This window comes from Paenibacillus beijingensis, from assembly GCF_000961095.1.
Taxonomy (GTDB): domain Bacteria; phylum Bacillota; class Bacilli; order Paenibacillales; family Paenibacillaceae; genus Paenibacillus_O; species Paenibacillus_O beijingensis.
In genome coordinates, this window is record NZ_CP011058.1 from 192,454 (window position 1) to 213,127 (window position 20,674).

16 protein-coding genes and 4 pseudogenes are annotated in these 20,674 nt (G+C 47.0%); 11 read left to right on the plus strand and 9 right to left on the minus strand.

Features of this window, described 5'->3' with window-relative positions; translation table 11 throughout:
* The first annotated feature begins 150 nt into the window (after positions 1–150).
* From VN24_RS00915 to VN24_RS00935, 5 genes are all read left to right on the plus strand, one after another.
* Positions 151–3,090, plus strand: a complete 2,940-nt coding sequence (locus tag VN24_RS00915; RefSeq protein WP_045668882.1) for an AAA family ATPase — start codon at positions 151–153, stop codon at positions 3,088–3,090.
* Between the two features lie 197 nt (positions 3,091–3,287).
* Positions 3,288–3,962, plus strand: a complete 675-nt coding sequence (locus VN24_RS00920; RefSeq protein ID WP_045668883.1) for a hemerythrin domain-containing protein — start codon at positions 3,288–3,290, stop codon at positions 3,960–3,962.
* A gap of 23 nt (positions 3,963–3,985) precedes the next feature.
* Positions 3,986–4,879, plus strand: coding sequence for an SDR family oxidoreductase (locus VN24_RS00925; protein ID WP_045668884.1), 894 nt, complete (start codon positions 3,986–3,988; stop codon positions 4,877–4,879).
* A 70-nt stretch (positions 4,880–4,949) separates the two neighbouring features.
* Positions 4,950–5,654: a hypothetical protein gene (locus tag VN24_RS27925; RefSeq protein ID WP_202967407.1), complete on the plus strand. Its 705-nt coding sequence runs from the start codon at positions 4,950–4,952 to the stop codon at positions 5,652–5,654.
* A 370-nt stretch (positions 5,655–6,024) separates the two neighbouring features.
* Positions 6,025–7,395, plus strand: coding sequence for a glycine--tRNA ligase (locus tag VN24_RS00935; protein WP_202967422.1), 1,371 nt, complete (start codon positions 6,025–6,027; stop codon positions 7,393–7,395).
* 14 nt (positions 7,396–7,409) lie between these two features.
* Here VN24_RS00935 and VN24_RS00940 read toward each other — a convergent pair whose 3' ends face one another.
* The gene (locus VN24_RS00940) at positions 7,410–8,015 is read right to left on the minus strand and encodes an SRPBCC family protein (protein WP_045668886.1); all 606 of its coding nucleotides are present in this window, start codon (positions 8,013–8,015) and stop codon (positions 7,410–7,412) included.
* A gap of 186 nt (positions 8,016–8,201) precedes the next feature.
* Here VN24_RS00940 and VN24_RS00945 point away from each other — a divergent pair, with 186 nt between their 5' ends.
* On the plus strand, positions 8,202–9,068 hold the full coding sequence (locus tag VN24_RS00945) for a helix-turn-helix transcriptional regulator (protein ID WP_045668887.1): 867 nt from the start codon (positions 8,202–8,204) through the stop codon (positions 9,066–9,068).
* A 98-nt stretch (positions 9,069–9,166) separates the two neighbouring features.
* On the opposite strand, the gene VN24_RS00950 is transcribed toward VN24_RS00945, so the two are convergent.
* On the minus strand, positions 9,167–9,577 hold the full coding sequence (locus tag VN24_RS00950; protein ID WP_238590794.1) for a helix-turn-helix transcriptional regulator: 411 nt from the start codon (positions 9,575–9,577) through the stop codon (positions 9,167–9,169).
* A 122-nt stretch (positions 9,578–9,699) separates the two neighbouring features.
* Here VN24_RS00950 and VN24_RS00955 point away from each other — a divergent pair, with 122 nt between their 5' ends.
* Entirely contained in the window at positions 9,700–10,425 is a 726-nt protein-coding gene (locus VN24_RS00955) for an alpha/beta fold hydrolase (protein ID WP_045668888.1), read from the plus strand.
* A gap of 337 nt (positions 10,426–10,762) precedes the next feature.
* On the opposite strand, the pseudogene VN24_RS28645 reads toward VN24_RS00955, so the two are convergent.
* Positions 10,763–10,852, minus strand: a pseudogene (locus VN24_RS28645) (hypothetical protein); the annotation flags it as partial.
* Positions 10,853–10,984: 132 nt separating this feature from the next.
* Between VN24_RS28645 and VN24_RS00960 the strand changes: the two are divergent.
* Positions 10,985–11,440 (plus strand): GNAT family N-acetyltransferase, encoded by a 456-nt coding sequence (locus VN24_RS00960; protein WP_045672841.1) that lies wholly within the window; start codon positions 10,985–10,987, stop codon positions 11,438–11,440.
* Positions 11,441–11,827: 387 nt separating this feature from the next.
* Here the strand turns inward: VN24_RS00960 and VN24_RS00965 are convergent, their stop codons facing one another.
* Entirely contained in the window at positions 11,828–12,688 is an 861-nt protein-coding gene (locus VN24_RS00965; protein WP_045668889.1) for a helix-turn-helix transcriptional regulator, read from the minus strand.
* Between the two features lie 224 nt (positions 12,689–12,912).
* Between VN24_RS00965 and VN24_RS00970 the strand changes: the two genes are divergently transcribed.
* A complete protein-coding gene (locus tag VN24_RS00970; RefSeq protein ID WP_045668890.1) occupies positions 12,913–13,707 on the plus strand; it encodes an SDR family NAD(P)-dependent oxidoreductase in 795 nt (264 codons plus the stop codon).
* 113 nt (positions 13,708–13,820) lie between these two features.
* Here the strand turns inward: VN24_RS00970 and VN24_RS00975 are convergent.
* Positions 13,821–14,081 (minus strand): annotated as a pseudogene (locus VN24_RS00975) (DUF2164 family protein); the annotation flags it as partial.
* 407 nt (positions 14,082–14,488) lie between these two features.
* Between VN24_RS00975 and VN24_RS00980 the strand changes: the two are divergent.
* Together VN24_RS00980 and VN24_RS00985 are read left to right on the plus strand one after the other, a co-directional pair.
* On the plus strand, positions 14,489–14,749 hold the full coding sequence (locus VN24_RS00980) for a hypothetical protein (protein ID WP_045668892.1): 261 nt from the start codon (positions 14,489–14,491) through the stop codon (positions 14,747–14,749).
* A complete protein-coding gene (locus tag VN24_RS00985) occupies positions 14,746–15,126 on the plus strand; it encodes a pepsin/retropepsin-like aspartic protease family protein (protein ID WP_045668893.1) in 381 nt (126 codons plus the stop codon). Before VN24_RS00980 ends, VN24_RS00985 begins: the two co-directional genes overlap by 4 nt.
* Before the next feature lie 165 nt (positions 15,127–15,291).
* On the opposite strand, the pseudogene VN24_RS26705 reads toward VN24_RS00985, so the two are convergent.
* The 4 genes and pseudogenes from VN24_RS26705 to VN24_RS01000 all read right to left on the minus strand — a co-directional run.
* A pseudogene (locus VN24_RS26705) lies at positions 15,292–15,608 on the minus strand (DUF817 family protein); the annotation flags it as partial.
* Positions 15,609–15,747: 139 nt separating this feature from the next.
* Positions 15,748–16,203, minus strand: a pseudogene (locus tag VN24_RS00990) (GrpB family protein).
* Between the two features lie 39 nt (positions 16,204–16,242).
* Positions 16,243–17,730 carry a hypothetical protein gene (locus VN24_RS28780; RefSeq protein WP_045668894.1) on the minus strand — a complete coding sequence of 496 codons (1,488 nt, stop codon included), beginning with the start codon at positions 17,728–17,730 and terminating at the stop codon, positions 16,243–16,245.
* Positions 17,731–18,054: 324 nt separating this feature from the next.
* Entirely contained in the window at positions 18,055–20,598 is a 2,544-nt protein-coding gene (locus VN24_RS01000) for a glycoside hydrolase family 31 protein (protein WP_045668895.1), read from the minus strand.
* Positions 20,599–20,674: the final 76 nt, after the last annotated feature.

Sequence of the window (20,674 nt, forward strand, 5' to 3'; positions counted from 1 at the left end):
GAATCCATATTACGTGAATTGAAAGCATACTTCTATCCGGAGAATGACGTATTTGCAGGAAAGGAAAACAGTGGAAGCGAGTAGAATAACTATATATTTGTTGAATGATCGAATGAACGATGCAACCCGGGGGAGGATCATTTTCCAATCATGACGAGAAAGACACTGCGGATCGTAGAAAGGGATCAATACGTTAACCAGATTCCTGCAATACTTGCAAACCTTGCGGATGGCAAGGGCACTGTTATTGCCATTACAGGTGAGCCGGGTATTGGGAAAACGCGGCTGGCCCAGGAGATTGTGAAGATCGCAGCCGGACATCCATGCAGCATTCTGCAGGGCCGATCTTATTCGGTCGGAAGCGATACCGCTTACACGCCGATTATTGAGATGTGCAATCAATATTTCCGGGGCCTTGCTCCAAAGATTGTAACCGCTTGGACGAGCGACCTGCCGGATTTAGGGAAGCTGTTTCGCCGGCTTCAGCTCCCTGAGCCTGCTAAAGTCGGGGATCCCGCATTAGAAAAGACACGTCTGTTTGAGTCGCTGGTCTGTCTTGTGGAACGAATGGCGGACGGAAAACCGCTTGTGATCATTCAAGAGGATTTGCATTTTGCGGATTTCGCTTCCTTGGAATTTCTCCATTACTTGAGCCGAGGAATGACCATCTATCCTCTTCTGCTCATTGTTACGATCGATACATTTGAACTTTCGAACAATGCCGGCGCGAATGCCTTTATCCAATCCTTGCGAAAAGAAGAGTTTTTTCGGGAATTTCGCCTGAACCGCCTGAGCGGGCAGGGAGTTGTCCATCTGCTTGAAGATCGGCTCGGGCCTGCCCTTCCGGATGGCTTCGTATCTATGATCATAAGACATTCCGAAGGAGTTCCTTTGTTTATTGATGAATTGCTGCAAGCCCTGCTTGAAACCGGTGTATTATCGATGCGAAATGACGTTTGGGTTCTGTCCATCCAGTCGATCGATACCATTCCGCATCGGTTGAAAGAGCTGATCAAAGATCGGATTGCGCGTATTCACTCCGAGGACCATAACGTCCTACTTTACATCGCCATCTCTAAGGGTACCGTTTCCCACCGCATTCTCCATCGTCTGACGAAGATGAACGAAGATGACTTCCTGACCGTCATTCATCGGCTCAAGGCTTCCGGACTTGTATACGAAGAGATTCAAGAGATGGAAGTCCATTACGGCTTCTATCATGCGATCGTGAACGACGTTGTTTATGAGGAGCTTCCGATCATGATCTGCCGCCGCGCACACAAAGCTTTTATTGACGTGCTGGAGGAGAGCGGCTTCGAGGATGTCGAGTACTTGGCCCGCTTGTATTTCGGGGCAGGAGCCGAAGTCGACCCTTTGCAAACGATACGCGTGTTTCTTAAGGAGGCGGAGCGGGCTCACCTGCTGTACGCATATGCGTCCGCCGCCAAGTATTACAAGTCCGTTCTCCAGCTAATCCATGCCAATAAAATATCGGAGGAGAAAAGCCGAGTCCCCTGGCTCCTGCAACGATTGGGCGAGGTTCACTACATGCTGGGAGAGCGCTCCGAGGCCGCACGGTATTGTCTGGAGTCCATACGCACCTATGTTCAATATGAGAATCAGACCGAGATCGCGCGATTGCACCGGTTACTGGCAAATATATTTTGGGAATCGGGAGACATTGAGCAATCTTTGCAATATTTGGAGGATGGGCTGGTCATTGCCAGAAAGCTGCCGGATTTCCCTGAAATCCGCTATCAGCTTCTGCATACAAGCCTGATGTTTCTGAGCCGGCTCAAGCGGCCTGATGAATACTACCAAGTATATGAAGAAATTCAAGCGGTACACCGGTTAATTGGAACCACTCAAGCCGCGGCTCAAGCGATCGTAGCGGAAATCGACTTTTGGACCAGCTATGTCCGCAAGGAAAATTATAAGCCCCGGAAGGTTCAAGTCTTGATCGAAAATCTGGAGCAGATGGAGGTTGACGATGAGACGCTGTTTCGCGGCCTCTATGTAAGCGCAATTAACTTCACCTTCTGCGGTCAATATGCGTTAAGCAGAACCTGTTCACAGAAAGCCTTGGAGGCTGCCAGGCGATTGCATATTGTGGAATATGAAATCCGCAGCTACTGGATACAGGTTCTGGCCGATCTCTTAAGCGGCGAATGGAAGCTGACAGTGCCCAAGATGGAGTCGATCATGTCGAAGGCGAGGCGGATCGACGCCGGCAGACCGTTAATCTATGCCTATATTACCAAAGGGATCGTTTATGCATGGATAGGACGTTACGCGGAGGCTCAGTCCTGCCTGGACGAAATGAATGGTCTGTTTCCACTCTTTTCAACCAAGGACGGGCACGTCGCGGATATGCTGGCTCCGATCGAAATGATGATTGCTCTTGGTACGGACCGTGCAGCGGACTATTATTCCTTCATGAATCGGACAAGGCCTTATTACGTAGCATGTCCTTGGCTGAATCTGGCGCTATGGGGGGAGATTCAATTGTCCGCAGGCGATCGGCCTGGAGCCATGGATACCGCCAAGGACCTTCTAGCCGACACGAAGGAAGAAAACAGGTACGCTTGGGCGCTTGGAAAACGATTATCCGGCAAAGTGGAATTCGCTTCCGGAGAGAAGGAACCCGCCTTGACCTCCATTGATGAAGCAGCCCGCACTTTCAAGGAAATGCGAATGCCGTTAGAGCATGCTCGTTCCTTGCTCCTCATTGCCGGGATGATGCTCAAGGACAATCCGGAAGAAGCGAGCCGGATGCTGCTCCAAAGCATGGAGACCTTCGAACATTTGGATGCGGGAGAGGATTTGCTCATGGCGCAAGCGCTGATGAAAAAACTTGGGAGTCGTTTGCCGAAACGCAGTACGTCGAACGCTGCCGGCAAAGATACCGAACTTAGCAAGCGCGAGAAAGAAGTTGCCCGTCTCGTTGCGGAAGGATTAACGAACATCGAGATTGCGGATGCTTTGATTATAAGTCCGCGGACCGTAAGCACCCATCTGGAGAACATCTACCGGCGTCTTGGGATCAACTCCAGAGCCTCTCTGGTGAAGTATTTGATGGAAACGGAATGAGAATTGCCGCCTGTTGCCCGGCCTGAACGGGAATAGGCGGTTTTTTGCGTATATCCCGGGGTGAGCCGAAGCGAAGAATACGTAATCGGATTTCGAAAGAATACGTAATTTAACCGATACGCTCTCTTTCGCTGGCGTGGTACTTTTACAAACGTGAACGAAATGTTCATAAACAAAAACCTAGAGGAGAGTTGATGATGGTTCACCGTTTTGATTTGTATGCTCCCGTCCACAAGGGAATTCGCTTGGCCTTAAGCAATTTATGCCATCAGGCCGGATCGACCGACAGTACGGACGAGGAGAAAGTAAGCGCGTTTGTCGAGGAATTCAGGCGGGTCGTGATCATTCTGGAAGCCCACTCGAGAGATGAGGATACGCATATTAACGAAGCTTACGAGAAGTATGCGCCCGAGACCTTGCAGCAACTGGAGAAGGAGCATGGCGCCCTGGAACAAATGCTGGAGAAGCTGATTGCCCTCGTGGATCAGTTGGAAGCCGGCAAACAGCAAGCCGACGAGCAACGGAAGATCTGGTACCAAATTGGCAAAGAGCTGAACCGCTTCACAGCGGATTACTTGATCCATCTGCAAACCGAAGAAGGGCCTGGCATGAAGACGCTGTGGGAGAATTTGACGGACGGCCAGATCAAAGAAATCTCCAAAAACATCCGTTCCTCCATTCCGCCGCAGACCATGGCGATTTTCATGCATTACATGATTCCGTCAATCAGTCATCAGGATCGGGTGGAGATGTTCAGCGAGATGAAGAAATTTGCGCCGAAGGAAGCGCTGGCCGGTATGTTGGGATTAGCGGAGATTCGCCTGGATCAACCGAGCTGGAACCAGCTTCAAGCTGCGCTGAAAGAATTATAACCGGAAGGGGTTCATTTCTAAATATGACTATTCTTGTTGTCGGAGGTACAGGTACAGTAGGCAGCCGGCTCGTTCCAGAGCTTCTCCATCGTAAAGCATCCGTCCGCATCCTTGCACGAAATCCGGGCAAATATCAGCATATGGATTCGAACATCGAATGGGTTCAAGGCGATTTGGAGGTCCCTGACAGCTTGGGAAAGGCGTTCGAACAAGTGGATGCGGTCTTTCTGTTGACTGGTATGGCAAAGACGGAAACAAGCCAGGGGATTGCTGCCGTTGAGGCGGCATGTCAAGCCGGCGTTCCCAAAATCGTATTTCTGTCCACGCCAATGACGGCGCAGATGCTTCATATTCCTCATATCAAAAGCAAAATTGGAATCGAAAAAGCGATCCAGCAATCCGGGATGGCGTACACCATTTTGCGGCCGAACAATTTCTTCCAGAATGACTACTGGTTCCGCGATGCCATTCTTCGATACGGGGTTTATCCGCAGCCGCTCGGTTCGGTAGGCTTGCATCGTGTTGACGTTGGGGATATCGCCCATGCCGCTGCCAACGCTCTCCTTTTGGACGGGTATGACGGGAAAACCTATCCCCTTAACGGACCCGAATCATTAACAGGGGAAGCGATCGCTGAAATCTATAGCCGGCATGCCGGCGCGAAAGTTCGTTATGTTGGCGATAATCTGGACGAATGGTATCAACAAGCGGTTACGATGATGCCGGAATGGCTGGCTCAAGATTACCGGGTGATGTACGAATGCTTTCAGAAGTATGGCTGCCTGGGAACGGAACATGATTTCGCGCGCCAGAAGGAGCTTCTGCAGCGTGATCCCCGTTCATTCGACGCTTTCGCAGCCGAATCCGTTGCTCAGTGGACAGATGGATGGAACGGGACCCGGCATATCAACGTTTGAAGCCGGGCTAGGACGACGGTCCGGACTTGCTTCGCAAGTGACATTATGAAGGAAATGGAGTGTATTATCGATGAAAAAGATGATTGCAATAGCAATCGGTTTGTTTATTCTGCTCGGCGGCAGCGTATCTGCGCATGGAGCGGAATCCCATGGCGGGAAAAGCGGCGTTATCACGGTTCAGGTCAACGGCGTTGAAGTGAAGTCCGAGGCCAATCATTCGACGCCTGACGGTAAAGTATACGTTTCCGTCAAAGCCTTTGCCGATTTGTTCGGCAAACCGTTTACGGTCAGCGAGAGCCGCCGGACTGTCCAATTCAACGGCAAAACGATTTCGGGTATCCGGATGAAGCATGGCGAACCGACGGCCTGGATCCGGGATTTGGCAAGCGCGGCGGGCGCACAGAACGTAAGCTGGGATGTTGCAAATCGGGAGATCTACGTACTCGCTTTGCCCGAAGGATCCGTTAAAATTTCGGAGGTCGTGCCTGCGATGGGCGAGCATTGGGGAAATCCGCAAGCCGGAGAGCTTCCTGTCGGACCGATTTATGGCGTATACAACGGGAAACTCGTATTCCTCGAATATATGATTGACCAGGATGCTTTTGTCAACGGGAACAGCTTTGTCAACCTGGGGGGCATGAAAGGAGTCCCGTCACCCGCCGTCGTCCAATTGGATATCGAGTACCAGCCGCAGGGGCATCCGGGTTTTGAAGATCCGCACTACGACATTCATGCGTACTTTATTACCGACGAAGAGCAGCAGAAGATTAAATGATAACGACCAAGGGTTCTTGTCGTACCCAAGAAGTCATGTCTAATAACCATGTCTAATAACCACTTGAATATTACTTTATTTTTCGGTAATATTACCGAAAGGTTTATATTGGCTGTGATGGACCAATAGTACTTGATTGTCTTGTTTCACAGCGATTCGGGGATGGTGAAAGCCCGGAACAAGCATCAGGGAAACGGCAGTCCGGAGCCGAAACTTGTAAAAAAGAGGACGATCTGTACGGATCGTCAACTAGGGTGGAACCGCGGGTGCAAATCGCTCTCGTCCCTTGGCATCGAAGTTTGATGCCTTGGGATGAGAGCTTTTTTATTCTAAAGTGAAGGAGAGGTCAATCATGAGCAGCAGCAAAACAATGGAGCAAGTCGTCGCACTGGCCAAGCATCGCGGATTTATTTTTCCGGGATCGGAAATTTACGGCGGTCTGGCGAACACTTGGGACTACGGCCCGCTCGGCGTCGAACTGAAGAACAACATCAAACGTGCATGGTGGAAAAAATTCATTCAAGAATCTCACTGGAACGTCGGCCTCGATGCGGCGATTTTGATGAATCCGCAAGCTTGGATCGCTTCCGGCCATGTCGGGAACTTCAACGATCCGATGATCGACTGCAAACCGTGCAAGGCCCGTCATCGTGCGGATAAAATTATTGAGAACGCCCTTCATGCGAAGGGTATTGAAATGGTTGTCGACGGCTTGACGTTCGATCAGATGAAGGCGCTGATCACAGAACACCACATCGCTTGTCCGGATTGCGGAAGCCACGACTTTACGGATATCCGCCAGTTCAACCTCATGTTTAAGACATTTCAAGGTGTTACAGAATCCAGCTCCAATGAGATCTATTTGCGTCCGGAAACGGCACAGGGCATTTTCGTCAACTTTAAAAATGTACAGCGCACCATGAGGAAGAAACTGCCTTTCGGCATCGGACAAATCGGCAAAAGCTTCCGAAATGAAATCACACCCGGAAACTTTACATTCCGGACCCGCGAATTCGAACAAATGGAGCTTGAGTTTTTTTGCAAGCCGGGCGAGGATCTGAAGTGGTTCGAATACTGGCGCAGCTTCTGCCGCGATTGGCTCTTAACGCTCGGGATGAACGAGAATAATATCCGCTTACGGGATCACTCGGAAGATGAGTTGTCGCACTACAGCAATGCAACGACCGATATCGAATACCGGTTCCCGTTTGGCTGGGGAGAACTGTGGGGGATTGCGGATCGTACCGATTATGATCTGAAACAGCATATGGATCATTCGGGTGAAGATTTTCACTACAATGACCAAGAAGCGAACGAGCGCTATATCCCGTATTGCATCGAGCCTTCGCTCGGGGCGGATCGCGTCACGTTAGCTTTTTTGATCGATGCCTACGAGGAGCAGCAGCTTGAAGATAACGATAGCCGCACCGTTCTTCGTCTTCACCCTGCACTTGCACCGTTTAAAGCAGCTGTATTTCCTCTTTCGAAAAAGTTGGCAGAAGGCGCCGGGCGTGTGTTGGCCGAATTAACCTCAGACATCATGGTCGATTACGACGATACAGGTTCAATCGGTAAACGTTACCGCCGTCACGATGAGATCGGTACACCGTACTGCATCACCTACGACTTCGATTCCGAGACTGACGACCAGGTAACTGTGCGTGACCGTGACTCGATGATGCAGATCCGTATGCCGATTTCCGAATTAAAAAAATTTCTCCTGGAACGCATCAGGTTTTAATCACTACGTGAACTCTATGCGCCTTTCAGGTCTTTTTCGCTCTGCTCCTTTGAAATCTGCAGATATTGACGCATATAAGGACCCCAACTGTTTTCGACGAAGCTTTCAAGGAATCTGCCGGTCAGGTTCGATCGCTTGTGGTAGGAGTACGTCCATTTGATGTGCGTTTTGCCGTCGACTTCTTCCCGCTGAAACTCGCCAATGGCGTAATCTGTGGCAAAACGGGCATAGTTGGTATAACCCCATACCTGGTAACGGAACAGATTAGGATTTTCGGCAAGCACTTCTTCCGCCACGTAATGCCCGTCGGAGAGCACGATCATGCGCCGGGCGCCGACTTCATGCCAGGTCCCTTGAATGATCTCCGTGCGGGCAACGCTCGGAATGTCATCCTGCCCCGTCAAGCCGGCTTCAAGCGGCTGTGTCTCGACCCATGCGAGATACTGGTCCAGCGGCATATCGATGATGATCTCTTCAGAATGGGTAATATAGCCGTTTTCGGCGATTTCCGGCCGGGGGCCGGTAAAATCCGGGGGCGTCCTGGGCGGGGACAACAATTGCCGGATTGTGAACGTCGCGGCGAGCGCAAACACAGCAACTGCAGCCAAAATGATATACATAACTCTCCTCCTGGACTTTTGGGCAATCATCGGTTTCGTTCCTCCTCGGTCGAGCTTGCTCAGTCGTCTTCACTCCTTCAAACTTGATTGAAATCAAATACTACGTCAGAGTATACTAGGCGTAAAAACACCGAACCAGTTCTGCATGATCATAGGTCTTTCAGTAACAGGATAAGGGGGATTCGCATGAACGATCCCGAGCGTCGTCACGCCCTCGGCCACTTTTTGCGCAAACGGAGGGAGAGCCTTACGCCTTACGACGTCGGACTTCCATCCGGCGTTCGCCGCCGGACGCCGGGGCTGCGCCGCGAAGAAGTCGCCCAGCTTGCCAATGTCGGTACTTCCTGGTACATTTGGCTCGAACAAGGCCGGGATGTCCAACCTTCGGCACAAGTGCTGGAAAGCGTTGCTCTGGCGCTCCGGTTAACGCCCAACGAACGACGCCATCTGTTTCTGCTTGCCAGGCAATCGCTGCCTCCTCAATCGTCGCCTCCGGAAGAGAAGGTCGGCTCTGTTCTCCGTCAGGTGCTGGATGATCTAGAGCCCACTCCCGCTTACGTCCTGGGAAGACGGTGGGACTTTTTGTCTTGGAATCAGGCCGCCGATGAGGTGTTCTTCATTTCCAGGCCTGCTCCGCCCCATGACCGGAATATGATCTGGCGGATTTTCACCGATCCGGAAGCGAGAACATGTTTTCGGGATTGGGAACAAATCGCGAAGGCCGTCATAGCGGAGTTTCACATTGCCCTTACCCGCTATGCCGGCAATGCTTCATTCGAGGCGCTGTTTGAAGATTTGAAGCGGGCAAGCTCCGAATTTTGCCGGTTATGGCCGCTCTACGAAGCGCCCCGCTCGCTTGGAGGACACAAACGGATGGATCATCCGACCTTAGGGTTCCTGGAATTCCAGCATGTCACGCTGCAAGCTCCCGACGATCCCGATGTTCGGGTCATGATATACACCCCGACGGCAGATACGAGAGCCAAGCTGGAAAAAAGACTTGAAACGATTTCGCTTTCGTCAGAACGCGCGGGTTTGGTGCGGATTCCGTGAAAAACAAACAGACGATAAAAAAGGTAATAAGCGCCAATCATGCTCAGCGATACAAAACCTGCATGGATTCGATTTTTTGCTTCATGTATGCAATTGCTTCAATTGGACCTAATATTTGGGCATCGCTTCCCAGCTGCCAAATTTAAGCGGTCTATCTGTTCCCTTACATCGGCAGGCAAGTAATGATAAAACTTGTGAAGCGCAGAATCAGCCCCCTCGCCAAAAGGTACGGAGCTGAAATAGTCCTTAGACTGTAAAGCAAAAAACATCGCGATCGCTTCACTTTCGGAGAAGCTGATCGGCGGGAGCAGCCTCTCTTGCAGCAGCTTATACCCTCCCCCTCTTCCCTGAATGGAATAAATGGGAACACCGAGTTCACTCAGTTCCTGCAAATCCCGCGTAATCGTTCGGCTGGATAATCCGAATTCATCGGCCAGCTCTTTAACGGTAAATGACTTTTTGGCGTTGATCCTCATAATCATTTGGACAAGGCGCTGTGACTTCTGCAATGGCTCCCCTCTCTCCCGATCGTTTTTTCCATCTTATCATAATAATAAGACATAATCTGTCTTATTTAAGTGATATCATCCTCTTATAAGCACGATTAACCGATCAATTGGGGGAATTGAAGATGAATAAGCAAGAGCGAACATGGGAAAAAACAGGTTTCGTATTTGTGAATGGAGCAGGTCTGGAAAGCCGGATCTGGAGCAAAGTAGTGGAAGGACTTGATCATCCTTATTTACTAGTCGAGTTTCCTCATCGAAATGGTTCAGTGGAATCGAGGAAAGACCTTTCGATGATGGATTATGTGGCCCATATGAAAAGACAAGTGGATGAGTGGGGGACTCGGAAGTTCGTAATCGTGGCGCATTCACTTGGGGGCGTTCTTGCTCTTAAACTGGCATACGAAGTGAGCGATCGATTGGCAGGTTTTGTCGCTGTAGGTGCCGCAATTCCGGAGAATGGCGGTTCATTTTTATCCGTGCTACCATTTCCTAAGAGGATTCTAATGTCTGCTATTCTGAGAAAAATAGGTACAAAGCCCCCAGCGTCCGCCATTCGCTCAGGATTATGCAATGACCTCTCATCGGATCAGGCAGCGAAGATCGTACAAGGATTCATTCCCGAGGCCGTACGCGTATATACAGACCAGGTTGATGCGTCCGTTCCGATTGTACCGAAGCTGTACGTGAAGCTAACCCATGATAAGGAGTTCAGCCCGTCCTTACAAAATAACATGATCTCAAATCTTTCCCCACAATCAGTTCGAATTCTGGAAACCGGACACTTACCGATGCTTAGTGATCCGGATGGACTGAGGTTTGTATTAGAAGATTTCTTGGCAAATATGTAAATTACGCTTTACTAATTGCTAAACTTTGTTTTCCACTCATGCTCTAGGATGCTGAATACCAGGGAGTCACGCCACCCGTCATTTATTAGTCAATTTCCCCGTAATCTTCCTTACTGGGTCATCCCAAGTTTGGTAAGCACCTTTTTGACCCTATATTCCTGAGGTCGCAGGTTGTAAAAACACGCATCATTTTTTTGTGTTTGCTCTATTATTGCGAAGACAAAACGGGTTCTTGGGACTTTTCTAGAATCTTCTATAATCTGATTTACGAAGCTCGTGATGTGTTAAATAGAGTTCTTTTATCCATTAGCGTAATCACGTTCTGTTGTTTAATTTATCATAGGTTTAAATAAATCAATAAACCTGTGCACCCTACAAGAGTACAAATAATACCGCCAAAGCGTATATTCCAAATGTAGAGGTTTGAGGGTCTTCCGTCTCCTTAGAGTTCGCTTTCAAAATGCAATTCAGATTCACTCTATATTACATATTTTTCTTGTATCATCTAGATAATATCTATATATTTGTTATGTCTAAATATGTAATTGGAGTGATTTCTTTGAGAGTCTTAACAGAGCGACTTAAACTTGTCCCAATTGATTTGGTCAATATTCATACTTCTGTGTTCGAGAACTACATTAACAATAAAAAACATATAAAATCATACCTTGAAAAATTAACTATAGATCCTGATTTATTGGGTTGGGGTGTATGGTTAGTGATAAGTAAAGATACTAAAGAAGCAATTGGTGATATTGGATTTAAAGGTAAGCCGGTTGAAGAGACAGTAGAAGTTGGTTATGGCTTCTTACCAGAAGCTAGAAATAAAGGTTATGCAACTGAAAGCGTTGAAGCCCTCATCAAATGGGCGTTCTCTACTCATAAAGTAAACCAAGTTATTGCTGAATGTCTTATAGAAAATCATCAATCAATAAAAGTTCTTGAAAAAATAGGTATGCATCGAGTTGATAATAAAGATGAAATGATATATTGGAAACTTCTTAAAGATAATTGATTTAATCGTTCTTCTCAGCTCTTCGGAAGTTTCGCATAACGTTCTTGCATTCACGAACCCTCTCTACCTTAAGGCCTTTAGGCCGGCCGCGATGCGGTTAGGTGGTGCAGGGTTGTCTGCTGAATTACTCCTCTGCTATGCTTCTGCAGACCAGAGGGGTGTCAGCCCCGCAGCGTGAATACGGTCTTACCTGAAGTAACCGCCTTCTTTGAAACTGCCTTCAAAAATAATTTTAATTCATTTTTCATTTTTATTTTTTTGGTCTTTATTTGTTTTTAATTGGTTTTTCAAGTGAGTATAATTCTTCTTCGAAAAAAGCAATTTTTTGTGGTTATTTTGATTATATGGTTGGAATTGGGATTATAATTTCCAGAATTGTACCTATCCCTAACAATTATGGATATCGAGAACAGTGGTTCCTGTTACCGTTGATAGATATCTTTCCAGTTTTACCCTTGTTACTGTGAGAGGCGTGTAAATCATCACTCTTATATCGGGATCATTGGGGGCTTGGAGGGTAATATGCACAAACTCCAAGTGTCCCATTATAGGATGTTCCATTTCTTTATGTCCTTCAAGAGAACTGGGAACTTCATGAAGCGGCCATAACTGGTTAAACTCAGGACTTTCCCGTTTAAGATCTTCGATTAATCCCTCGAACGACGAGTTTTCAACATATCGAGCTCTTGCAGTATGGAACTCCGCTACTACCCCCCGTGCGATCTGTTCCCAATCTCGAAAGCGTTCCTTCCTTGCTGGGCTGGTGAAAAGACGCCAGATTAAATTGAAATCATGAGGCGGCGACGGTTGGGAAATAGAGAAAACCTCATTTGCAGCTTTATTCCATGCCAGAAAGTCCCACCGTCTTCCTAAGACATATGCAGGAGTCAGATTGAGGTCATCTAACATCCTTTGGAGTGCTGGTTCGATAATTTCTTCGGTAGGAAACAAGTGAGGAGGCAGCGATTCTCCGGCGAGAAGAAAAAGATGACGGCGTTCATTGGGACTAAGTCTGAGAGCCAAAGCAAGACTTTCCAGCACTTGCACCGAGGGATGGACATCACGTCCTTGCTCCAACCACATGTACCAAGAGGTGCCGATATTTGCAAGCTGTGCTACTTCTTCGCGGCGTAACCCATGTGTTCGGCGTCGAGTGCCAAGTGGTAATCCAACATCATCAGGAGAAAGGCAAGCCCTCCGTTTACGTAAAAAATCACCGAGAGCAGAGCGACGCTCGCTATCGTTCATCACAACCCCTCCTCATCCTAGTACTCAGAAACCTATGATTAAGCAACCTCTAGTCTTAAGATTTTTAATAAGTATACTCATGTTGTAGCAAGTAAATCAATCTAACAAGAAGCTTGGGGGGGATAAATGAACGGACCGACATTTCCTTCAAAAATGACAAATAAAACATCAATACTGCGGTAACACTGATACATCTAACAATACGGCAAAAAGGAGGAATTCATATGACAACAATACATCCCAATAACTCAAACGCCACGGGACAATTGCTGGCCAATAAGGTGGCACTGATTACAGGTGCCAGCCGGGGAATCGGCGCCGCCGCAGCCAAACTGTTCGCGCTGGAGGGTGCCACAGTGACGCTTGTCGCGAGAACGGAATCGGAACTGCGCAAAGTAGTGGATGAAATTACGGCGGAAGGCGGAAGTGCCGACTACGTTATAGCCGATGTTGCAGACGCGAAAAGTATCGAACAGGCGGTCCAGACGACGGTGGAACGGCATGGCCGCCTCGATATCGCATTCAATAACGCTGGTATTGCCATCGGATTATCACCGATGATTGATGACAAGGAAGAAAACTTCGACCTCATCCACTCCGTGAACTACAAGGGAGTCTGGTTATCGATGATTGCCGAAATCAAGGCCATTCTCAGCACTGCCGGTTCCGGAGCCATTGTCAATAACAGCAGCGTCGGTAGCTTTAGAGGCAATCCGGGTCTAGCTGCGTACGGAGCAGCCAAACGGGCGGTCAATAGTCTCACCGAAACTGCCGCTATTGAGTACGGACCTATGGGCATTCGCGTAAATGCTGTTGCACCTGGCACCACCATGACCGAGATGATCCAGAGATGGGTTTCTCAAGATCCTACAATTCTCAAAAAACTTAACTCCATTACACCTCTTAGACGCGCAGCCGATCCGAATGAGGTGGCGCAGGCCGCTGCTTGGCTCCTGAGCGATCGTGCCTCCTATGTGACAGGAGTCGTACTACCGGTTGACGGTGGTGCAAGGGCGTGATCCTATGGGATCAACAATGTTAATCCAATAAGAACCACACAGCCCTATGTCCTCAAAATGGATGTAGGGGCTTTTTTACATTAGGGGTGCGGAAACCGAGTGTTGATCATTCCTTACAGTATTTCGGTGGTGTAAGCTACATAGGCACCGCCCCAACAAAAGGGGAATCTTCCTAAAAAATCCCCACAGGTAAGGATCATTTTCAGTTCTCGTTTCATTAGGCATTCAATCTTCAATTGCTTTGTTATAATATATGGGCCTACTTCTTTAATCATAAAATCAACGAATTGTTCTGCTGCAATATTACCTATTGTTTCTGATCTTTCCTCTTCAAAAAAAATTTGCACATTATTAATGATTTGATCCTTTTGTTCTTTAGGTAATTTAAATAGGTATCAAAGCGATTCTCCTTTCTTTATAAAGGTTTCTAATGCTATCTATACCATTGCTTTTTTATTTTCTTATTTTTTTATTGTTTTTTATTAGCGGTAATTTCAGGTAACGTTTTGTGTGTTCCCGACAATCGTGAGGCTTAAGGTGCGATGAGAATCAGGCGAAGCCATTCATCAAAACGGCTGCGCGGCGCGCAGTTAGTCTCTTGAATGTGTCCGGTTGAATCCGCCTCCTGGCTTTTACCTTCGTGCCGGACCAAGGAGCGTCAGCGACGCAGCGGGAATATAGTGTTATACGCTGGTTCGTCTTCTTCGAATTCCTTACAATTGCTTGTTCTTTATAGGGGTTGTACAATGAATCTATACTCTCTTCTCGGAGGTGGTCATCTATGAAATGGGATCAAATTCGCAATCAATACCCAGAACGCTGGGTTCTCGTTGAAGCCTTATCTGCTTACTCTATGAATCATAAACGCAATATTGAAGAAATGTCGGTTATTGCGGGTTATACAAATCCTAAAGAAGCTTGGTCTTCCTATAAAAATCTTCACCTGCTAGAACCTACTCGTGAACTCTATGTATTCTATACAGGTAATGATTATATCGAAGTTATTGAACAGCCCTTTACCGGCATTCGAGGTCTCCAATGAATATCCAATTAATTAATGGTCTTCCCATTATATCGCTTCCACTATCTTACAACAATAAGTCCACTGTTCTCTCTAAGGTTCTTCTTGACACAGGGTGTTCTACGACTATATTTGATACAGATGCCGTTGAACCTATTGGTTTAGAAATCGATTTTATTAATGGAAAATCGGTCCGTATGTATGGGGTTGGTGGCCAGAGTGAATTATGTTACCAACAATCTGTTTCTAATCTTACAATTGAAACTATTCTTCTACAGAACTTTACCATTCAACTTGGATTAACTAAGGAACCTTATGGCTTTGACGCTATTCTAGGGGTTGATATTCTTTCATCTTTTGGTTTGAAAATAGATTTTGAGAATTTAATTGTTTTTTAGCGCCTTAAACGAACTTGCGTATAACGTCTTATTTACGAACTTCGTGAACTTTCCACATATAAGGTATTCACGAAAGGAATAAAACTATCCTCCCGTTACTTCAATGAAAATGGAAGGGATGCATAGCTGCAAACTCCTCCACTATCGTTACACGTTATCTTAATATTAACTGGACCATGAATCGTTCGTTGTTCGACTAGCTTTAACATATTTAAGCTGAGCAACGATTATGACGCTAATGATTACCAGAAGAAACCACGAGCTAATCTTACTGAAACTAACCAACTGCCAGGTTTGGTGCTGGTCAGGGTATTTCCAAGCATCAAAAAATGTGGCTATATTTTCAGCTAGCCAGATGAAAAAACCTACAATGATAAAAGCAAGCGCTAATGGCATTCGATAAGTTATGGTCCGTACCCGATATATAATCCATGTTTTCAGAAGAGAATAAATACAATCGCCGTCAGCCACCAACGAAAATCTGGAAAGTATATGTCGCCAAATAACAATAATAATTACGGTATTTTGGCTAAAATTTGTACCATCGTAAACTGCCCATTAGCGTAATGAGACTGCCGATCGCCGGCAGCCTCATGATGTATTGTTGAGCTATCGTATCCGTTAACGTAATGTTGTCGCAAACCAAGAGAGTGCAAGTTGCTCCAAGTCCTTCACGAATGCTTTTTTTGCTGGGCTATATTCACTTGTATTCTCGAAGCGTTGAAATAATTCTTCTTTAAAGCTACTGTACCTAGCTACTTCTTCTGGATGGCACCGTAAATAATCTCGAAAGATTAGATGCCGCTCGATTTAATGATGAGTTCTATTTTCTCCTCCTTTGCGAAACAATCTCCTTCCTGAAATTCCCCATTCTCCAGCAACGTCATATCCGAGTGATAGCATTTTATCATTGTATAGATCGATTCTTTCTATGTTGTTCACAATACACATCATGTCTATTATAGGTTTCGCCTTCATCCTAGGAACGGATGTACTCCAAAAATGTTCAAACCGTATTATCACATCCTGAAAAATGCGAACCCAATTTTTACTATAATCAGTTAAACGCACCTTCATTTTATGTAATACCCCCTAATGAATCAGTTTCCGCAAAAGCTATTGAACTTGATTGGCTTCTGGAACCCCATCCCAACGTCCCTCCCCCACGATATCGAAAAGATAATCTACTCGATCCTCACAGCCGCTGTAGTGCTCTGCATACACCCTGAACCCGCACGCGGATATCCAGTTTCCTGTAACCGGAAGTTGCTCATTAACGATCTCGTAAACACCTTTTTCATCAACTCCGAATTTGTGACCCTCTTTGATCCCATAATTCACTGGCGTTCCATCCTCCATAAGCTCCAGTTTGACATAGGGATGATCACCGGCTGATCTCAAGTTCATCAAATGTAGTTCAACAACCCTCGCAAAAAAATGTTCAGCAGAGATCTGCCGATTGTATTGCAGCCATTGATCCGTCGAACTGCGTTTAAGCGTGAGAATTTGCTCCTGAACATCATAGACCGCATCTGTATGGATGAAACGACCTTCGTCGCGTTCGACCAAACGAAACGTAAGCTCCAGCACTTCACCGCGGCTCGAAAGAACCATTTCGTAACTTAAAAGCTTTGCTTGTTTACTTACAGGCGCTTGTGCTGTAACTGTCTTCCATACCCCGTCCATACCAAGCTGCTCTATTGAGACATTGCGAATAGCCATTTCTCTAGGATGCCAATCAACCATTCCCGCAAACGCAGGCACGAGTAGTTGTGAAACGTAAACCAGCAGCCCAAGCAGTGCCGCCTTGTTCTTAATCTTGCTGTTAGGCTTCAGTTTTCGAAAGAGAAGCAAATAAACAGTAAAGCCCAGCGGAAGCTTTACTTCATTAATCGAGAGGGTAAAACCGCCAAGAAACAAATAACCGACGAGCTTCCAACCTAGCCAATTTTCCTGAACAGAGCGCCGCCGGTATAACGCCACAAGAACTAACAACAATCCGAGAAACAAAATTGGAATCCAGTATGTCTCAAGTTCACCGTCCAATTGCTGATACCCGTACAAGTTGTAGCCCGAAAAACGAACATAGGCTCCTTGCTCAAACTTATCCCGGTATGGATCATCAATAAAAATCGAAGATATATTCCCCGGTCCGTTACCCGTACCGAAATTGCGATGAAGAATGTCCTGCCCTGCAGGATCTGTGACAACCCATCGATCGAAATTCCCGGATGTCGTAAACGAACCATCGGGAGTAATGAAGGATGTCAATAAAAGTTGCCCCAATTTACGATTCGGGTATGGTATGGCATTGAGCTGAATAAAGAAGTCACGTTCTCGCTTTCCTATCTTCTCCAGTATGATCTTGGTCCCAAACTTATCGTCAATAACAAGATTCAACTGCTTCTCATCGCCGTTCCTCTCCGGAATCCATTCCGGTCTCAGAAAAAATTCCGAAGAAATATGTTCCTTGACTAGCGATACCACGTATCCTCTCTGATGAATAATACGGTCATACACAGCCTCGCTGCGATGATGGTATGCCCATGTACTAGCCAATAGAAGCACAGCGAGCATAAAAACTATTGCAACTTTCCACTTCAATACCGTCACCGCCTATGAAGGAACGTCGTCATGATCTGCTTAAGTATCAATTACAAATTCAGAAAATGGTAATATTTTGTGGTTTATTGTTCCATATTCTATACAAAACCGTGATTGCCCTTCATTCATGCCAATTTGCGATAAGGCTGAACACGCCACTGGTGCTGACATAAACCGTGATTAGAATTGCCCCGCAATTGGATATGTGAACCCGCTTTCTGTTTACCACAGCAAAAAAAAGCAGACGAAGAAACATGAACATTCATGTCCTTCGTCTGCCTTTCGTACGAATCCGATAACTTAGCGTTAAACGCTTAGGATGGCTTAGTTCTCTTTACCGGATTTAATTTTTACTTTTTCGTTCTCATTGACCGGAATCTTCACATAAAGCGTCTTCGATTGCTTGTCGTAGTAGTACGCTCTTTCTTTGCCGTTCAGCTCGTCCGTGCTGCCAGCTGCGTCATATTTGGCGCGTCCGGCTTCTACTTTGCGCGGCTCTTCGGCGTCATGAAGCTTCAACGTGTACGAACGAATCGCGGAATCGTAATTCTGTACTTTTTTATCCTGCTTGAACTCAATCGTACGGCCTTCTTTGTTGAGTTTGAATTCGGTCACGTTGTACTTGCCTTGCTTGTAATCCAACGACTTGGCATCGTCTTCATAGAAGCTGTAGCTTGCTTGCTCGTCCAGGTAAGCATCGAGAATCAGGTTCTCCAGTTTCTTCTCATCCGTGTGCTGTTCAAGTTCTTGACGCGGGATAATGGAATCCTGTTTCACAAAGATCGGCAATGTTCCCAAATCGGCATTGACCGTAATCGTTTGGTTGCCGTCATATTTTTGACCGGTCCAGTAATCGACCCATTTCTCGCCGGCCGGCAAGTACACTTCACGGCTCGTTTGTCCTTGCTTCACAACAGGAGCAAGCATCATCGAATCGCCGAACATGAATTGATCTTCCACATTGTACGTCTTCGGATCATTCTGGAATTGGTAGACAAGCGGCTGTTGAACCGGCTGACCGTTTTCCTCCGATTTCTTGAACTGGTTATACAGGTAAGGCATCAGCTCATAACGCATGGAAATGTACTTGCGGCTGATATCCTCCACTTCTTTACCGAACTGCCATGGCTCTTGTCCTGCTGCACTGCCGTTCTTCGCACTATTATCGTAATGGTCGCGGGCAAACGGCAGGAAGGCGCCGACTTCAATCCAGCGGGCAAACAATTCCGGCGAAGTGAATTCGCCTGTTTTCGCAAAGCCGCCGATATCGTTGCCTACGAACGGAACCCCGGACATACCGACGTTGGCGTTCATCGGAATCGACATTTGCAGATGTTCCCAGTTGCTGACGTTATCGCCGGTCCAAAGTGCGGCATAACGCTGCGTACCTGCGTACATGTCGCGGGTTAATACAAACGGACGGGTATTCGGTTTATGCTTGGCATAAGCGTCATACGTCGCTTCCGCTTCCGCGTGTCCATACAAATTGTGGAATTCCGTATGCAGAACTTTCTCGCCATTGTCCCCTTCGAACACGGTATCCAGCGGCATCGTATGGTGCGGTCCGTCGAACACAGCCGGCTCGTTCATATCGTTCCAGATACCGTCGGCGCCGTTGTTCAGAAGCGTGCCGAGGTGATCCGCCCACCAGTTGCGCACATCTTTTTTCAGGAAATTCGGGAAAGCGGATGGTCCCGGCCAAACTTCACCGATGAAAGTGGACCCGTCCGGATTTTTCGCCCAGAAATCACGCGCCGTGCCTTCTTGATAAATGTTGTAGTTCTCATCTTTCTTGACGGCCGGATCGTTAATCGTAATGGCATGGAATCCTTCCGATTTCAGCGTTTCCATCGCTTTCTTATACTTGTCGTCCCACGTAAATACGCGGTAGCCGTTCATGTAGTCGATGTCAAAATGCATCGTGTCGAGCGGGATTTTTTTCTCGCGGTACGTTCTGGCGATATTGACCAGCTCATCCGCCGAGTAGCCCCATTTGCTTTGGTGGAAGCCGAGCGACCACATTGGAGGCATCGTGATTTTTCCGGTAAGCTCCGTATATTGGTCAATAACATTTTCAATTTGCGGACCGTACACGAAGTAGTAGGTCAGCTTGCCGCCGTTGGCGTAGAAGTAGTAGTAATCGTCGCTTTCGCTCGCCATTTCATAGTAGGAGCGATACGTGTTGTCAAAGAAAATACCGTAGGCCTTTTTATCTTTCAGACCGATAAAGAACGGAATGGAAGTATACAAATATTTGGTATTTTTGTTATAAGCATAAGCGTCTGTATTCCACATGCCCAGGCTTTTGCCACGCTTGTTCAAGCCGCCGGATTGTTCGCCGAAACCGTAGAAGTTCTCGTTTTTGTCCGATTTCTTAAACACGTACGGCTTCCCGTTTTCGTAACCGGCCCCTTGCTCCGCGTCTTCGTTGATGACATTGCCCTTCTTGTCCAAAAATTTGACGCCGAATTTGCCTTTGCGAATTTTTACCGTAATATCATCCGTCTTAAGCGTATATTCATCTTTTCCATCTATTGCTTTAAAACGTGGTTTTTCCCAATCCTTTTTTGCTACGCCCTCGGAAACAAATTCAGGTTCGCCTTTTTTGACAACGGAAACTTTCGCCATCGTGGAAGAATAAAGGCGGATGTAACCGTCATATTCCCCTAAATCAAATTTCACCCCATTATCCAATGCTTCGACCGAAAGCACGGACAACGGCTTTAAATTCTCTTTGTTTAGGGGAGTATCCGCTTCTGGCTGCGTTTCTGCAAACGCATGCTGCACCGGCAAAGCTCCTGCAATCGCCGTTCCGGTTAATAAGCTAAAACATAAAGTCACCTTCATCCAGTTCTTACTAATCGTCATTTTCCCACTCCCGCTCTGATAGATTACGCAAAAGGATCTGGCCTTCTACGCTACACAGACTATAGCCGGGTTCGAA

Bases quoted from the DNA above. Each gene is read 5' to 3' on its own strand.
- VN24_RS00915 (WP_045668882.1), top strand. From the start codon at position 151: ATGACGAGAAAGACACTGCGGATCGTAGAAAGGGATCAATACGTTAAC.
- VN24_RS00920 (WP_045668883.1), top strand. From the start codon at position 3,288: ATGGTTCACCGTTTTGATTTGTATGCTCCCGTCCACAAGGGAATTCGC.
- VN24_RS00925 (WP_045668884.1), top strand. From the start codon at position 3,986: ATGACTATTCTTGTTGTCGGAGGTACAGGTACAGTAGGCAGCCGGCTC.
- VN24_RS27925 (WP_202967407.1), top strand. From the start codon at position 4,950: ATGAAAAAGATGATTGCAATAGCAATCGGTTTGTTTATTCTGCTCGGC.
- VN24_RS00935 (WP_202967422.1), top strand. From the start codon at position 6,025: ATGGAGCAAGTCGTCGCACTGGCCAAGCATCGCGGATTTATTTTTCCG.
- VN24_RS00940 (WP_045668886.1), bottom strand. From the start codon at position 8,015: ATGTATATCATTTTGGCTGCAGTTGCTGTGTTTGCGCTCGCCGCGACG.
- VN24_RS00945 (WP_045668887.1), top strand. From the start codon at position 8,202: ATGAACGATCCCGAGCGTCGTCACGCCCTCGGCCACTTTTTGCGCAAA.
- VN24_RS00955 (WP_045668888.1), top strand. From the start codon at position 9,700: ATGAATAAGCAAGAGCGAACATGGGAAAAAACAGGTTTCGTATTTGTG.
- VN24_RS00965 (WP_045668889.1), bottom strand. From the start codon at position 12,688: ATGAACGATAGCGAGCGTCGCTCTGCTCTCGGTGATTTTTTACGTAAA.
- VN24_RS00970 (WP_045668890.1), top strand. From the start codon at position 12,913: ATGACAACAATACATCCCAATAACTCAAACGCCACGGGACAATTGCTG.
- VN24_RS00980 (WP_045668892.1), top strand. From the start codon at position 14,489: ATGAAATGGGATCAAATTCGCAATCAATACCCAGAACGCTGGGTTCTC.
- VN24_RS00985 (WP_045668893.1), top strand. From the start codon at position 14,746: ATGAATATCCAATTAATTAATGGTCTTCCCATTATATCGCTTCCACTA.
- VN24_RS01000 (WP_045668895.1), bottom strand. From the start codon at position 20,598: ATGACGATTAGTAAGAACTGGATGAAGGTGACTTTATGTTTTAGCTTA.